Origin of the sequence: Haladaptatus pallidirubidus (assembly GCF_020700235.1) — an archaeon.
In the GTDB taxonomy this organism is placed as follows: domain Archaea; phylum Halobacteriota; class Halobacteria; order Halobacteriales; family Haladaptataceae; genus Haladaptatus; species Haladaptatus pallidirubidus.
The window spans coordinates 131035-147107 of the sequence record NZ_CP085303.1; the positions used below are offsets into that span (position 1 = coordinate 131035).

Annotated in this window: 8 protein-coding genes; 4 read left to right on the forward strand and 4 right to left on the reverse strand. The window is 47.1% G+C overall.

The genetic code is table 11. From position 1 onward, the window contains the following. Positions 1-398 precede the first annotated feature (398 nt). From LIX15_RS24405 to LIX15_RS24415, 3 genes are read right to left on the reverse strand one after another with little or no spacing between them, the layout of a single operon-like run. Positions 399-2042 carry a sodium/phosphate symporter gene (locus LIX15_RS24405; RefSeq protein ID WP_227777792.1) on the reverse strand — a complete coding sequence of 548 codons (1644 nt, stop codon included), beginning with the start codon at positions 2040-2042 and terminating at the stop codon, positions 399-401. After that, positions 2035-5052 carry an FtsX-like permease family protein gene (locus tag LIX15_RS24410; RefSeq protein ID WP_227777793.1) on the reverse strand — a complete coding sequence of 1006 codons (3018 nt, stop codon included), beginning with the start codon at positions 5050-5052 and terminating at the stop codon, positions 2035-2037. The genes LIX15_RS24405 and LIX15_RS24410 overlap by 8 nt, the downstream gene beginning before the upstream one ends. A gap of 3 nt (positions 5053-5055) precedes the next feature. Next, positions 5056-6147: a DUF1616 domain-containing protein gene (locus LIX15_RS24415; RefSeq protein WP_227777794.1), complete on the reverse strand. Its 1092-nt coding sequence runs from the start codon at positions 6145-6147 to the stop codon at positions 5056-5058. A 371-nt stretch (positions 6148-6518) separates the two neighbouring features. Between LIX15_RS24415 and LIX15_RS24420 the strand changes: the two genes are divergently transcribed. From LIX15_RS24420 to LIX15_RS24430, 3 genes are all read left to right on the forward strand, one after another. Beyond that, a complete protein-coding gene (locus tag LIX15_RS24420) occupies positions 6519-9389 on the forward strand; it encodes an FtsX-like permease family protein (RefSeq protein ID WP_227777795.1) in 2871 nt (956 codons plus the stop codon). A 163-nt stretch (positions 9390-9552) separates the two neighbouring features. Continuing rightward, a complete protein-coding gene (locus tag LIX15_RS24425; RefSeq protein WP_227777796.1) occupies positions 9553-10578 on the forward strand; it encodes a PGF-CTERM sorting domain-containing protein in 1026 nt (341 codons plus the stop codon). 228 nt (positions 10579-10806) lie between these two features. After that, positions 10807-11769 carry a nucleotidyltransferase family protein gene (locus LIX15_RS24430; RefSeq protein WP_227777797.1) on the forward strand — a complete coding sequence of 321 codons (963 nt, stop codon included), beginning with the start codon at positions 10807-10809 and terminating at the stop codon, positions 11767-11769. Between the two features lie 235 nt (positions 11770-12004). Here the strand turns inward: LIX15_RS24430 and LIX15_RS24435 are convergent, their stop codons facing one another. After that, on the reverse strand, positions 12005-14152 hold the full coding sequence (locus LIX15_RS24435) for an MSCRAMM family protein (RefSeq protein WP_227777798.1): 2148 nt from the start codon (positions 14150-14152) through the stop codon (positions 12005-12007). A 248-nt stretch (positions 14153-14400) separates the two neighbouring features. On the opposite strand from LIX15_RS24435, the gene tbsP reads away from it, so the two are divergent. Then, positions 14401-15222: a transcriptional regulator TbsP gene (tbsP, locus tag LIX15_RS24440; protein WP_227777799.1), complete on the forward strand. Its 822-nt coding sequence runs from the start codon at positions 14401-14403 to the stop codon at positions 15220-15222. The last annotated feature ends 851 nt before the right edge of the window (positions 15223-16073 follow it).

Here is a 16073-nt window from a genome sequence, read left to right on the forward strand (position 1 = left end):
CCCACATTTGACACAACCATATGCTCCATCAACAGTTTGTACCACAGGTGCGTTGCATGCGATGCATTTGATCGATGCCGCGCGAACGGATTTTGGATATCGTGACATGAATTCCTCGATTTGACTTCTATTTTTATTATTTTCGATTTCATTCTACTCAGGGCGAGAGTAGATATTCCCTAAGATGATTGATTCGGACAAGACATATATAATTTCCGCTTGGAAGATTATCTGTTAATACTGACATAGACGATAATCGTAAATGTACCCCATAATTAGTTAGATTTCTAAATTCTTTACGAATAGCCGCCTAGATCCCACCTACATGTTTAATTAAATATCATGAGTTGGCGCTCGAATCCTATGTTCAAATGATGCGATAGGCATTGGAGAAGTTGTCAACAAGACATCTGGTTGTCTGATGAGGAACTTGTAATAGTAATTGGATCATTTCCACTTGCAGTATAGACAGTATTTCGATCTGCAAGCCACTGTTGATATTCACTGGCCGAAATCCGTCTTGGAGAATCAGGAAACAGTTGCACTCCAAGAGTCGTCCACGAGCCCTGTGATACAACAGTACAAGTAGGAGGAGTCCCTCCACCTTGCGCCCATTGATACATTGGCGTATAGGTAGCGTTTGTCCGACGGGGGTAGTAATACGATGCAAGCCGCGAAAGATGACCATCACTTACCCATGTATTCGGCACATGGTTTGCTGCAAACGTCGTGGACTCATATTCATTCGGCGCTATAACTGCCTGGGCTGAAGTCGCATGTAGTCCGGCAAAGGCAATTGGTGCACTTATGAGAGCTGTTACAAGCAATATCGGAACAAATCCAACTCGAATAACATTCCAAGCCTGACTACGAGCAGACCCTCGAAGACCGAGATCGACGACTGCAAGTGCCGCTAGCACAGCAGCCGCCAGATGAATAAATATCTGCCCGCGAACGATGAGATCTTGATATGCAACTGTTAATCGACCAGTCAATCCAAAACCAATGAGCGTCAACGGTCCGAGAAGGAGGGCAAGGACAATTGCACCATCTTTAGCGGTTGTAATGTATGGAAGTCCGCGAGTGGCGAGGAGACCAACAAAAATCAGTGGAAGCGTGAGCAATAATGCCGGTGCATCAAGCGTTGCTGTGCCCGGGAAAACAGGAACAAAGAAGTTAGCAACGAGGACACCCACACCACCAAAGAGCGCAAACATAGGTACTCCACGTTGAGCACGAATACTCGTCGATGGGATCCAAATAGCTGCCAAGAACAAAACAATAATCCAAGCGAGGAAGAGTCCAGGGACAGATGAGACTCGAGAGAGTTCGCCCATTCCCATAACTGAATAATAGCTACTCAGGTAGATCCAAAACCCAACTACGGCTAGTCCACCAGCAACAAGTACACGGTGTGTCGACTGGCGAATGGAGACAGCAAGAAGTGCTGTGATGACAAGGGCACCAATCATCGTACTTAGATTGTGGGTCAGTGGAAAGACACCAATCAACAGTACCGTCGATACGATCCACGGCCACCGACCAGTTTGTAGCATTCGATAAAAGACGATCGCCAAAACAGCGACAAATACGAGACCAAGCCCTTCGCTCGTTACTGCCGCAGACCGGCCAAGATAGATACCTTCTGTTGCTAACACAAGACCCGCAAGAGCAGCTGCGATACGTGTATGTACGGGGTCCCAGTGCAACTGATGACCAACACGTCGCGTAAGCCAGACAGCAATCAGACATGGGACGCTGCCAATCACTGCAATCAATGGTTGTGCAATACGAAGCGGTGAGATTCCAGTTAACTGGCTACAGATCGTGAGCAGTACGGAGAATGTGTATTTGTCTGGGTGGAAATATTCATGAGAAGTCGGGAGATGACCGTTGGCTAGGGTATATCGAGCAGGAGCAGCAAATTGGAGGCCATCGAGATTGAATGGAAGATAACTCCAGTAGAGTGGAATAGTCCGCATCGCGACTGCTACCATAAAGACTGCGAGACCAATGAACACATACGGGCGACGGTTACTCATTCAGACCTCCTTGTGAACCAGTACTTGCGTCATGAACGGTTGGCTCGGATGTGAAGAGAGAGACTGGCTGTTGTCGAAGAAGGCCAAGAGTGACAAGGAGTGCACTGAACAGAATGATCATGAGTTCACCGCATAGTACAACACCGATCACTGTTAACGTTATCTCTGGTGTAATCTGAATTCCAAAGACGGTCAAGAATCCAGTCCATGCAAGCAGAGCAGTCGTTACAATCGCACTACTAAGTGCAATCACGGTTGCAACCGCACCAATTTTGAATGCATCGATGAGAATCAAACGGGCAACCTGGTTTGGTACTGCACCAACTGCTCGATGAACGCCGATTGCTTGGCGGCGAGCATGAATTGCCTGTGCGAAGGTCGCTGTTGTGCTGCCGATAGTCATGAATCCAGCTAATACACTAAGGATGCCAACGAGGAACGTAAGATTCCCAAACGCAGTCTCAAGAATACTCCCAATACCGCTACTGCCAGAATATGTGCCTTGATTTGCATAGGCGGAAACAATCCGTTCATCACCAGAGACGGTATAGTTGTCCGTATCAAGTGTTTGCCCAGAGGCCAGTAGACGAATAGTGTATGAACCAGGGGCTATTCGGGCGAGTTGGATTTGCGTTGATTGGTTCGTTCCGGGTGCAATTGAAACAGTACGCGTGCGTTGCTTTCCTGCTGTCGAGAGAACAACTTCTTTGGAGACGTTTGTTTCCCATGGATTGTATAGTGAGACATGCGCACGTGGTCGGACTGCAATCGACGGACGGTCAGGATGAATACGAACCTGGCCGACAAGCGTTCGTGATGCTGTTTCGGAGACGTTGATTGTTTTTGTGATTGATTGATCTCGATGTTGAACTGTGAGCGTCTGCGTGCCAGGTTCATCAAGTGGAACCCGCACACGGCCATTTTGGTTCGTCTCAACGGTTTGCTTCCCGATCGAGAGCGAGGCATTAGAGACAGGGTTGCCAGTCGCATTCGTCACAGTCACTTGTGGGTTACTCGATGGGGGTGCAGATGATGGCAGCCCGTCTACCCGAAGTGCATTTTGGGGAAGGACAGTAACAGACGTTGTCTGGTTTCCGACCTGAACACGTTGTGTCCCTGGTTTGCGAACTGGAACATGCAATGTCACTGTGCGTTGGGCATGGGCCTCAAGCTGGACAGTGGTTTTGTTGGTTTCTTCGCCCACACGAACACGGATCGTTCGAGTAATCGCTTCAGAGCCGAAATTCTGGACGCGAACACGCACTGGAAGTGTCTCTGTAACCGCGACCCGTTCAGGTGCAGTAACATCGAGAATTGTATAGTTCGATTGGGTTTGTGGAGCTGTCGAAACCTGCTTTGTGGTTCGGATAAAGTGCACCATTCCAGGATCAGCAAGTGAGAGGTGCTGTCCAGTTTGAAGCGGGACTAGCAACTGATCATCATACATACCGGGTGCAGAATACGTACCGACAACCGTTACGCGCGTAAATGAAGGTGCCGTACTCCCACCAAGTGTAATCGAATCGCCAACTTGTATATCGCGCTGTTTTGCAATGTCTGCTCCAATTACTGCCTCATTTGGAGATTGTGGTGCATGTCCGTTTGTCATCCTCGCATCCGAAAGAGTAGCAAATGACTCAAACTCAACACCCCTCACCAGGAGTGAATTTCCATTATGCACAGTGAAGAGTAACAGTTCGGGACTTGCAGCGGTTCCTTGTTCCTGGAGTGTATCTGCATAGGAACTGGGTACTTTACTGGCAATCGGGTGTGCTGCACCAGGCTCTGTAATCGTCGAATTGCCAGTGTTCATGAGAGGAGCAAGAACACCAGCAACAGAGGCACCCACAATAACGACCGTTGCAAACACCGCAAGTGTTGCTGTGCTGGGAAGCAAAGCCCGCCAATCAAGAAATGTGAGTGAGAAACGCTCGGAAAGCCACTGAGAGCCTAGCGATGAGGAGGTTGGAGTGATTCGATGACGAAGTGTTGCTGGTGATCGTCGGCTCGCTGACCATGCGGCACTGATCCCAGCAAGAAGACCAGTCAGTGCGACTCCACTGTATCCAAGTGCTAATATTCGAGCGACCTGTGGAGTCACGTTTACAGAAAGCGATGTTGGGAACCCGGAGGCAACTGCGAGATTGACAGCTGCCCGCGTCATAATCATACCGACTGCATACCCACTCCCAATACCAACAAGCGTAAGTAGCAATGCTCGAGCACCAAACAACTTCCAGATGGAAGTTGGTGTGCCGCCAGTTGCTCGGATCAGTCGAATTGTCTGAAGCCGTTCGCGGACAGTCATTCGCGTGATACTGTGGACAACAACTCCAACTAACACTGCACCACCAAGAGCGAGCAGTGTAACCATCGAAAGCAACTGGCGCGTCCCCACAATGAAAAACGCAAGCACAGATCGCAGTGATACGCCAGTTGATGGAACTGTCTCTGACGTCTCGGCTGGTGGTTCGATGGCAAACGCACCAGTAGTACCGAGTTTCTCCACAGTTTTTGGCGTCGTACGATACCAGGAAGGAGGAATGGTTGCTTGCGACTGACTTCCCGTTTCAATAGTAACCGGAACAGTAAGTGAACCGTCGGTCCCTGTTAGTCGTTGGGGTTCATTCCCAAGTTCAGAACCACTAGCTACACTAACGCCGTTTTCTGGCGGGGTCGGAATAGCAATGTCCGTTTGCTTACTAAACGCGCGAGCGTTATCGGGTGGAATGCCAATAACATATCGCTGTGACTCGTTTGGCTGTGTGACCGTTGCCACAGGGAGAACGAGTGCATTGGTGGATGACTGACTGTGAGCAGCCTCAAGCGAGTTGTAATAGGTCGCAGTGCCATCCGAGCTATAATCTTCTGCAATCGTTGTCGTCTGTGTTCCAGCTGCTGTGAGGACGAGAGTCGTTCCTGTGAGAAACGCAACGGTAACTGCAATAACGAGGATCGCAAGCTTATCGCGATGAGACCACCGCAAAAGAATCGAACGACGATAGCCCACGGATTATGACTCCACAGTATTCGCTTGGTGGGTTGCTCCGATCGTCGGTGACTGCAGTGAAGCGGCAGAACCGCTCTGGGTGACGTTGACCCAGAGATGAAGCTCTCGATATGCAGAGTCCTGCGATGGATTTGCAGGAGCAGATCCCTTGTATAACAGATACTGGAGTCGAAGTCGCGTGCCGGTCATCGAAGGGGTGATTGTATGCTGTTTGCGCCACGTCGAATTGTCTTCGAGCGTGGTTTGGAATCGCTTTAGCTCTTGGGTGTTCTGCACCTGCGTCGTATTATTGGCGACCGAGACCTGCTGGAGACGAACCAGCACAGTATATGACACCTCTTGATGTTCGTTGTTTTCGATGCCAACATAGAGTGGTTTGCTCTCCCCTTGCGTGAAGTTGGAAGGATAATCATCGGCAACAAACTGGCCATTCTCATTTTTCGTCAGTAAATAAAATTCTGAGAATGATTCTCCCTGGTTTGGAACAGCGACAACGAAGCCAACACTCGCAACAGCGAGAATAAGGCTAATTGCAAGCACGACATTGAGTGCAGCATCAGCCTTCGTATCTGGATTGATAAGTTCTGCTTTCATGGCTGCGCCCCACTGTTTGTATGGAACCCGAAACCGCTCTTCCTCGGGAAGGTTCCAGCGCCGAACAGCAGCAATCACAGTCATACAAAGAGTGAATAAACTAAGACTGAGCAACACAGGTACCAGTCGAATCCCCCACGGAGTGAAGTTGAGGATAAGGCCAATAAGGGGAACGATGGCAATACTTGTTCCAAATGAAAGGGCAACTCGCTCAAGACCATCAATTCCAGATCCAAACCGCGAGGCAGATTCTACTGTGGAGTTTGGATCGTCTTCAGCTAGGGATGTACCTTCTGGAAAGAGGGCTGCGATAAAGGCATACCCAGGGGGGAAAAGAACGAAGATAAGCCCGACAACCGCCCGAAGTGGGGTAGTGTTAATACCAGGAGTGAAAACAACGGCAAGTGTAAGAATAACAAATGCTCCAATGATGACTAAATCTGCAGGGAGACGGCGGATCGATTGAGGTAAAAGGAGCTTTGGGTCAACGTCACGAGTCATTCATTTCCACATGAGGGCTAACATAATAAAAAGTCCTCGGTGATATTCGCCGTCTTTCACAAGCAACGAATATATCAGATGTGAATCTAAAGTAATCAGTTAATAAAAGGTATAATCAGTTAATATTGAATAGCCACGGGTGAAGATTACCAGATAAGGATACTCGTTATCATAGCCAACTAGTGTCTACCGGTCTCACAGATGAAATATATATGAACTATACACAAATACTCCTCCGAAAGTGGTCACGGCGAGATCGCCTAGCGATGCTTATAATCGCGGTCACTGTCGCCTTTCTCGTTGGAACAACGCTCTTATTATCTGCTGCAAGTGCCCAGTCAGCGGCAGTAACTGGGGGTACTAATGACTCAATGATTGTCCAGCAGTATGATTCGTATGCTGCTGCGCAGCAGGATGCAACGGGGGACGATTTTGTTTTTCCAACAACAACCTTCAGCCACAACGGAACAGAACATCGAGTAGTAGGCATTCCAAAGAATGCACCGTCTGAAATCTCACAGCTATCTGTTTCATGGCGGAACGCAACAATACCGTCACCGCCATCACGTGGCTTCCATGGCCCTGTTTCTGAACCAACACGCCAACAAGTTCAAACGCAGACTGGAGAGACTACATCGATACAAATCGTTCCCTACTCCGAAGAAGATTCCATTTTTCCACAGTCGTGGTATATTGGGGATGTCGAGTCAGTGCGGTCACTTGGAGATACAGGTGCGTTTTTAATACACACCAAACAGGGAACAACAAATAGCCAGCAGCTGCCCCAAGAAGGGACGATGAGTCCCTCGCTCTTTGCATATTTTCTCGGAGGGATGCAGCAGGTACTTCAGACTCTTTTGGCAGCAACAATCGCAGCAGGGCTTCTCATTCTTGTTGTAATTCACAACATCACGGTGATGAGTATTCGAGATCGGCTTACTGAAATTGCAGTCATTCGATCAACTGGCGGCTCTGCACGACGGGTCATTGGGATATTTGCGCTTCGAGCCGGGATCATTGCTCTTGTTGGGTCAGTTCTTGGATATGCGATTGGAGTAATTGCAATCAGAGCAATCGTGAATCTCGCAATTTTCGCGGGGTTACCAATCTCCTTAGATCCGACTGTGACAGCATCGTCTGCGCGAATTTTGTTGGTTGTATTGGTATTTTTAGTCGGTGTTGGTACGCTTGCAGGCGCTATTGCTACCAGAACCGTTGTCCTACCGCCGCCATCACAACTCTGGAACAACAATCAAACAGCTACACCGAGCCAGCGACAATGGTTATCATCATCTCGAGTGCGGCTTCAGCCTAAGCTCCTTCCATGGCGGACGTTGATTCCTGCGACGACAACGCTGACCGTTTTTGCTCTTATTGTGATTCTATCGAGCTCCCTCGTCGGTGCGCTTGCACCGCTTGCAACAACCTCAACAGGGACAGTAACCGAACCTGGCTCGCCCTATCCAATGGCGAGTCGTATTGATAGTCAGTATGCCTCTGCTCTTCGAAGCGAAGGGCTAAGCGCGAGTCCAGAAATCATTGTCGCACAAGTCTCCGACGGGAAACCGTATCTTGCTAGAGGTGCGAATTATACGGCATTTGCTGCTGTTTCGGATGCTCACCTGACTAAGGGCCATCCACCTCGTTCTGAAAACCAGGCTGTAATTGGGCGTGACCTCGCACAAACGCTGAATAAATCAACTGGTGATACGATCGTCGTTGGTGGAAGTACATCGCCAGCAGTATCCCAGGTAACGATTGTTGGCGAATATCGTGCCCCAGGAATGCTGGACGATCAACTCATTATTCCCCTTCCAACAGCGCATACGCTCTCAACAAAGCCAGGAACGGTTCATTTCATTCGGACAGCGGGTGGCAAGCCAAATCAGATACTTGATCCACAAGGAGACGCATCCAATAGTGAATCACAGCACAAAAAGATGCGTATCACAAGCGTCTCTGCCCCAGAGGAGGCCCTTCTAAACCAACCAGTCCCAGTCTCGGTGACTGTCGAAAATACGGGGTCAAGCGAACGCACTCGAAAAGTGGCGGCCTCGATTGGAAGCGAGACCCAACAGCGTTCAGTCACTCTCCAACCTGGAGAAGAAACGCAGATTCAGATGAATATGAGCCTCTCTCAGCCTGGAAATCAGACGCTGCAGGTAGGCCACTATTCACAACCGATTCGTGTGTATGAACAATCACCACTCGTCCTCCCGATTCTGCCAGAAGAAGCACCCCCAGGATCTCAGGTTGCGATTTCGGTTCAAACAATAACGGAGCGAAACATCACAGATGCAACAGTGAGTGTTGGTGAGACCACCGCAACAACGAACGACCAGGGGATTGCACTCATAACACTACCAAGCGAGCCAGGAACCTATGAGCTGACTGCACAAAAAGGCGAACGGACACGTACATCACAAATCCAGGTGTCACGAGATGCTTCACGGCGATTATTTGCAGATATCGAAGTAACGCCGAAGAGAGGAAGCGTCTATACAACTCCAGAAGCGGAAATTCGGGTTGTAAATCCCTGGGGAAAAGAACTCACTCGGAATATATCTCTTGTGACGCCCGCACAGACACGTACACAAACGCGAACTGTCCCCACGTATAATTTGAGCCAAAGAGAGGTAACGCTTGAAAAATCAACCGAACCAGGCTCTGCTGATCAATTTGCGCCAGGAGAGTACACGGTGAGTATAGTATCAAACGGAACAACACTGGCAAGCGATAACTATGTCGTTGTAGGCGACGAACGAATACGATCGACACTCGCACAGAATACACAGTATTCGGCAGGTAGCGGACTCGGCCAGGCAGTAGAGATGGTATTCGGGAATTTTAAACTCCTATTATTTGGGATGATTGGTCTTGCTGGGTTAACGACAATCGGAAGTACAACATCAACATTTGCTCAAGTAGTTCATTCTCGACGCCGATCGATTGGCATCTATCGCGCAACTGGTGCGACTCGTCTACAACTCCTCAAATTACTACTTGGTGACGTACTCCTATTATCAATTCCAGCGGTAATTATTGCGGTAGTTAGTGCACTGAGCACAGTCTATTTGTTATCATTCAGCGATTTAATGACAGTTTTCGGTATTCAATTAAATGTAGCAACTGATCCATACATGCTTCTTGGAGTCGGGATCGGGGCGCTCTTGCTGTCCTGTATAGGCGTATTGCTTGCAGTCGTGCCATTTCTCACTGCACAACCAACAGAATTACAATGACAATATTATCTCTAAAGGTATAGAAAAAGAGTCACGCAGTTCGTTCACATATAAGAGGAAGTGTAAATGGAGTTATTGACGAGATAATTAAGTAAGTTATAAGTATAGAGTTGGATTACTGTTGTATGAGGTTATAATGGGAGAGATATCCCATTAAATAATAATGAGCAAAAGTAAAATAGTGAGTATTTTCCTGGTTGGAATACTCCTCATATCGGCAATCGGCGTTGGGCAAGCAAGCATGCCTACAAATGTAGAGGATAAAGATAAAAAAGATAAAAAAGACAAACTCCCGCAGAAGATCAATCTGCAGGTAGAAAAGGTGACGGTTCACAATTGGTCATTCACCGTTGGACCAGATGATTCTGTGGACCGCACAGTATTCGTTGATCCAGTTACTATTAAAGACAAAAAATATAAAGTGGATCTGAAGAAGCTCGGAAAATCGGATGACATGTCCGATCTTGCGACCTCGCCTGCGAAGAAACAGGCAGAGGCGTACGCGAAAAAGAATGTAGATATAAAAGAAGGGGAAACAGTCCGTATCTGCATTAAGAAAATCCACATTGAGAACGTGAATGTGATGGTGAAACTGCCGAAGCAGACGCCAAATTCGCTGCAGATGTCTGAAGCGCAGGTGCCATCGATGGATTCGGACAAGCCCGGATACATGGTCACGATCAACAAACTGAGCATCGATAAATGGTCATTTGTTGTCGGCCCGAAAAAGAAAGCCGACAAAACGATTACACTCGGTGATATTTCAGTTAAAGACCGTGTCATCCACGTTGATCCTTCGAACCCTGATAACAAAGAAACTAGAGCAGTAAAGGAATCCATTGAAAAGAAGGTAAAAGAAAAGATGGCTAAAAAAGGCGCGAAGAAGGGGCAGACATATCGCGTCATTATTCAGAATGTTAACGTAGAGAACGTTACGTTCGTCTTCGGAAATCCAGAGAACATCGATGTTCCGAAAGACCCAGGGACGACAACTGAAGAGGACACTACGACGAGCGAGGAAGGAGACACGACCACAACGACGACTTCCAGTAGTGGATCCGATGGCGATAACGGAGACGACGGGTCAGAAACAACAACCAATGAGGAAGGAATGCCCGGATTTGGATTCGGAGTCGCCCTACTTGCGCTGCTCGGTGTTGGATTCCTTGCAGTTCGCAGAGACGAATAGATAACAAACCTTTCGTTTTCCGTTTCAGTGAAGTCGTCAGTGACGTCTCAGTGGATTGTTTGTTACATCCACGAGATCCGAATCTTCCATATATTTCAAATAACTATAATCAAATATTAGATAGTCAATTCGAAAAATAGAAATGAACTGATGTTCCCTATTTTTCGTTTAAATAATAAACTCATACAGTACAAAATTAATAAATAGTCGACCGAGAATATCTACAGTATGAAAGCAATTGTCCTCGCAGGCGGATACGCAACACGACTGTGGCCAATCACCAAAAACCGGCCAAAGATGTTTCTTCCAATCGGAGATTCAACCGTAGTCGACCGGATATTTGCTGAACTTGAAACAGACGATCGAATCTCAGAAGTATTTGTGAGCACAAATGAACACTTTGCAGAGGATTTTCGTGAACATCTCGACCAAAGCGATTTTGAAAAACCAACGTTGTCGATTGAGGACACCACCAATGAAGACGAAAAATTTGGTGTTGTTGGTGCACTCGCACAGCTTGTAAACCGAGAAGGAATCAATGACGATATGATCGTTATTGCTGGTGATAATCTCATTAGCTTCGAGATTAGCGACTTCATTGATTATTTTGAGAAGCAAAATGCAGCGACGCTCGCAGCCTATGATGTTGGTAGCCGCGAACAGGCAAAATCGTATGGCCTCGTCGAACTTGATGGAGAAGAAATCGTTGATTTCCAAGAGAAGCCAGACAAGCCAAAGAGTACGCTTGTTTCAATCGCTTGCTATGCATTTCCCCAAACAACGGTGCCCTTGCTCGAGGAATATCTTGATGAGGACAACAATCCGGATGAGCCAGGTTGGTTCATTCAGTGGCTCCAATCACAAGAATCCGTATATGCATATACGTTTGATGAAGCTTGGTTTGACATTGGCACGCCGGATAGCTACTTAGAAGCGGTTCAGTGGGAGCTCGGAACAGAAAACTACATTGCCGATAGTGCTACTGTGAGTGAGTCAGATCTCGGGGAAAATGTACACGTAATGGCTAATGCTGAGATTATTGATTCAACAGTCTCTAACTCGATTATTTTCCCAGGAGCGACTATTGAAAACACCATTGTTGAAGACTCGATTATTGATAAGGATGCAGAAATTCAAACAATGGCTTTACAAGGCGCTCTTATCGGTGCACATTCAACCATCGAGCAATAGCGTTATTCTTGCCTACCTTTCGCTTTCTGTTGTTCCCTTCTGTTCCATCGGGCGAGGAGATATCCCTGATTGACTGACGTGTTGTGAAGATATATCGTGTTCACAGCCAGCAAGACTCTACAGATGCTGATCCGGAACAGCCTATTCGTATCCTGTCAGCCTAGTAGGCTGAAACCGGCAATAGTATACCAGCATTCCGTGAAAGGGGGCTCTGGAATTTAGGTTGGCAACGATATCACTCCGCATTCGACGCAGACTCGTTTTCACTAGATCCATACGAGCTCGCAAGTTCGATTGCTCTTTCAGCGCTCTTTTGGGATGGCATCTCTGTTGTAAACGTTGCTTTCTCGTACAGCTTCGTCAGCTCATATAGCCGCTCAAGTTGCTGGTCAGAGAAATCCTGATTTTCGCACATTTGATAAAATTCCCAGTGAGTCTGTCCAGCTTCCAAAATCGAGTCATCAGCACTCAAGAAATGGCGACGGCCAGCAGCATAGGCCATTTCAATACTGGTCTGGAAATTACCCTCTGTTACAGCAGTTCTTGCGCGATCGACCAAGAAAGAAGTGGTTACTTCTGCAGTTACCTCTTCTTCGTTAGTATCAGACTCGATTACAGCCTCCTCGATAAATTGCTCTGACTCATCTGATTCTTTAGATTCAGAAAACCAATCCGAGCGCTGAATTGCAAAGCCACTCATCGCGATAAAGCCAAGGAGACCAACAATGCCAATCCAGATCAAAGCCGAGCCATCAAGTAACGATCCCGATTCGAACTGAACAGTAGCAGTGGCATTCGACGGATTCAGATTGGTCTTATCGCCTGTATAGGACGCAGAAAGACGAAGCTGTGATTTGTCTTTGTTTTCTGCAAGTTTGGCAGGGAGGTGAATCTGTGTGTTGTATGTGCCGTTTGCATTAGTTGTTGCTGTTCCAACTTGTGTACCATTCTGTCGAAGCACAACTGTTTCATTTGGAATCGCGACTCCAGCAGCCGTTGTCAAATTCCCCTGTACAGAGACATTGCGATGATCAAATGCTTGTCCTGTGAGGTTTATTTTTGTGTCCGTCGGTTGGACTGTGAGTGGCGCTTCTGCCGTCGTTGATGATAACGCTTGCTCACGAAGCGGTAGTGTTGCTGAAATTTGTTGTTGGCCGGTTAAAACGGATTTCGGAAGTGGCTCAGAAAGAGTAAATCGGCCATTTGAATCAGTTTTTACTTCGCCAAGCACTGTTTGTCCGCTTCTTATGACAACAGGAACGCTATCTGCACTAATATCTTCTACATGAACTCGTCCGCTCACTGTAACGGATTTGTTGAACTGTGCACGTCTTGAGCTTTGAGAGAGAGTAATTGTTGGGTCAATCTGTTGAACATCGGTCTGAATGGTATCATTCGATCCGAGATATACTGATGAGGCATTAGGAACATGCCGAACCGTCACTGATTGCTCACCAAGTGGGAGCAATGTCGGACGACCCATAAAGGTGAAATCACCATCTTCATCTGTTGTTGTATTATTTACTCTTCCATTACCAAGTTGTATTTGAACCGTCTCGTTCTCGAGTTCGGATCCGTTTTCATCAACGAGCTCACCACTTACCATGATCGGATCCACAAATGAAGATTCAGCCGATTCATCCGAAGCTGAAATCTCTGTCCGAGAGAACTCTGCTGCTCGGATTTCTTCTTGCTGTTCAGAAATATTTGAATTGATGTCTCCGACGGTATCGGTTTCTGCAGTGAAATCCGCATCAGTCGAATTAGAGAGGTTTTGATAGTTTTGTGTGAGATTCTGGCCGTTTTTCTGCACATTATCAGATGACCGTTCGAGTTGTCGAGCTAACTTCCGAGCTTTTTCGTCATTCCCGTTTTGTTTAGCTTGTTGATATTTTTGGTATGTTTGGCGATAATTACTAACGTTGTTGGCATAATTCTCCTGGTTAGCTTGTGCCTTTTTGAACTTTTTGGCACGCGTATCATCTTGTTTCCCTTCAGTCCGGCCAGAAACTTCGACATATTTTGATAGCAAATTATTATATCGATCACCTACTATCGAACGAGCTGATTGATACTCACCTTGACTGAGTTTCGTAGAACTCTCCCCGAGACGAGAACTTAATTGACCAGCCATCCATTGTTCGAGTGCAGATAACTCTTCTTCAGATTGAACCTCTGATGGATCTTGATGGCGTGGCTGACTAGAATTATTTGGAGCTGATGTCCCTGCAGTTTGTTGTGCAGCCGATGAAATAGAAACACTGTTCAATGAGTGAGCATCATCGTGTGCAACGGAACCACCGAGTGCAGGGGCTGAAAGGCTAGTTACTCCCAAAAAGATAAGCAGTATAGCTAGTTTTGGGTGAGCGGAGATTTGAACCATAGTTTCCAATAATGCGACTAGATGGAAAATACCTTTCCCTTCGATAGTCAATAATTCAAGAATATAGAGAATAGATAGAATAATCGTATTAGGTTAGATAGGAATGATCGCATTTATTCCATTGGTGAATTGGAAACGTATAACTGTAAATAGAAAGGAATTAGTAAGGAGTGCATAATAAAGAGAAATCTAAGCCTGCTATTGAACAGCCTGTGGAAAACTAAGTAACTGGTGCTGGATGTCGAAGTATGTCGCAAGCAAGTGTACTTGACCAGAGTGTGGGCGAAATATTCGAAGAGCTGTTTGACGAAACAAGCGAACCGATCTTGATTGTCAATCCATCCGGCGCACAACTTAGGGCCTCAATCAAAACGGCGGTTGAGTACGAAGATACGCTTCCAGAACTGCGGATCATCGCGAGAGAACAGTTGATTAAAGAGATAACAGAGGATTTCATAACGACAAGCGAGGCAGTAGACCTCATTCAGCAAAACAAGCTATCTATTCGGATAGCTGAAGACATAAACAGAAGTTCGATGTTGATTCTAGAAGATGCTGTTATTTCACTTCTCCAACTCAACGACTATACTGAGGGAATGCGTACAGAGGATGAAGAGCTCGTTGAGACAGCACGAGACACACTGATGTCAGTGTGGGAAAATTCAGATGAATTCTCCTTCCGTACACCACCACTTTCAGAAGTTGAAGAAAGTTTAGAAGAGAACATTGGATCGGAAACGAAAGAAGACTTTATGGCTGTTATCGAAAATCGTGATGAAATCCGCAGTTCAGGCGATATTAATGAGGTCTCCGTCAGCCTTGTAATCGCAGCAAAGAATAACATATTACTGTACGATATCAGCAAATGGGGAGAAGATACTGGGGTTGCAAGTAAAGCAACATTTTCCCGGACAAAAACCCAATTAGAAGATCTTGGTGTGATTGATACTGAAAAAGTTCCAATCGACGTGGGTCGACCACGCCTTCGCTTGAAGCTTGCAGACGAGTCAATGACAGATATGAGTGCTGATGAAATGGTCGAAGAAATTGAACAAAAGATCTCGGCATAAGACTACCCGTCGCGTAAACTAATCTGCGCGTTGGAGATAGTTTTCTCTCATTTTCAAGGAAAAGCCCGCTGTTCACGGCCAGGAGGCAGTCATTTCCCTGATGCGCTTTGCAGAAACCAACGTGGCTTCTGTAGAGACCGAAGTTACCTGAACGCAGGCGCTAAGGCTCCTGTGTCTGCAAAGCGCGTCCTCGAAGCAGGAAGCCCCGTCCTCAGCAAGGCCATACGGCCGAGCAGGGCGGGGTAGTTCACAATCTGCAATTGCGAGAAATCCCGGTTTTAGCTAAAATATAGACGGGTACGCCCCCTTCCGCAATGAGCGATCGAGGGGAGTGAGTAGTACGGATACACCCGCCGTCTTTGGTCACTGTACGCCAGCGCCATACTTCTTTCACGGTTGAACGGCGTAGCAGGTAAGACACTCACTACAATGCGTCTAGTGTTTAAACGCGACAAGAAGCGCGTATCGACCGTAGTAGTCGAGTGTCTATTTAGTCAGAGTGGGACACTCCGAACCGTCGGTAACGGGAAATCGCTTGTGGACTCTGGAAACGCTGTGAAAACGGTTTCTGCACGTTCTGACACGGAAACAGGACACTCCGTTCGTAACAAGCGAGGGTCGGGGAGGGCCCAAGCGCGGAAGGACGGAGAAGTTCACACTGGCGGAAACCGTATAAGCTCTACTCCACGATCTCCCGTATTTAATCGGTACTATCTTTCATCAGCGAGAGAATCCCGCCGTTAACGGCGGGTGAGGATGTCACGCTTCCACATTCGTCCGACCGGCCAGGTGATTTGATTGTCGTCCTCGATACCGTGAGCATTTGTGAGAGCCCTAATATTGATATTCAA

What these genes read in the sequence shown, in the direction of transcription:
- LIX15_RS24405 (WP_227777792.1), bottom strand. Translation starts at nt 2,042, where the DNA reads ATGAGTAACCGTCGCCCGTATGTGTTCATTGGTCTCGCAGTCTTTATG.
- LIX15_RS24415 (WP_227777794.1), bottom strand. Translation starts at nt 6,147, where the DNA reads ATGACTCGTGACGTTGACCCAAAGCTCCTTTTACCTCAATCGATCCGC.
- LIX15_RS24420 (WP_227777795.1), top strand. Translation starts at nt 6,519, where the DNA reads ATGATTGTCCAGCAGTATGATTCGTATGCTGCTGCGCAGCAGGATGCA.
- LIX15_RS24425 (WP_227777796.1), top strand. Translation starts at nt 9,553, where the DNA reads ATGAGCAAAAGTAAAATAGTGAGTATTTTCCTGGTTGGAATACTCCTC.
- LIX15_RS24430 (WP_227777797.1), top strand. Translation starts at nt 10,807, where the DNA reads ATGAAAGCAATTGTCCTCGCAGGCGGATACGCAACACGACTGTGGCCA.
- LIX15_RS24435 (WP_227777798.1), bottom strand. Translation starts at nt 14,152, where the DNA reads ATGGTTCAAATCTCCGCTCACCCAAAACTAGCTATACTGCTTATCTTT.
- tbsP (WP_227777799.1), top strand. Translation starts at nt 14,401, where the DNA reads ATGTCGCAAGCAAGTGTACTTGACCAGAGTGTGGGCGAAATATTCGAA.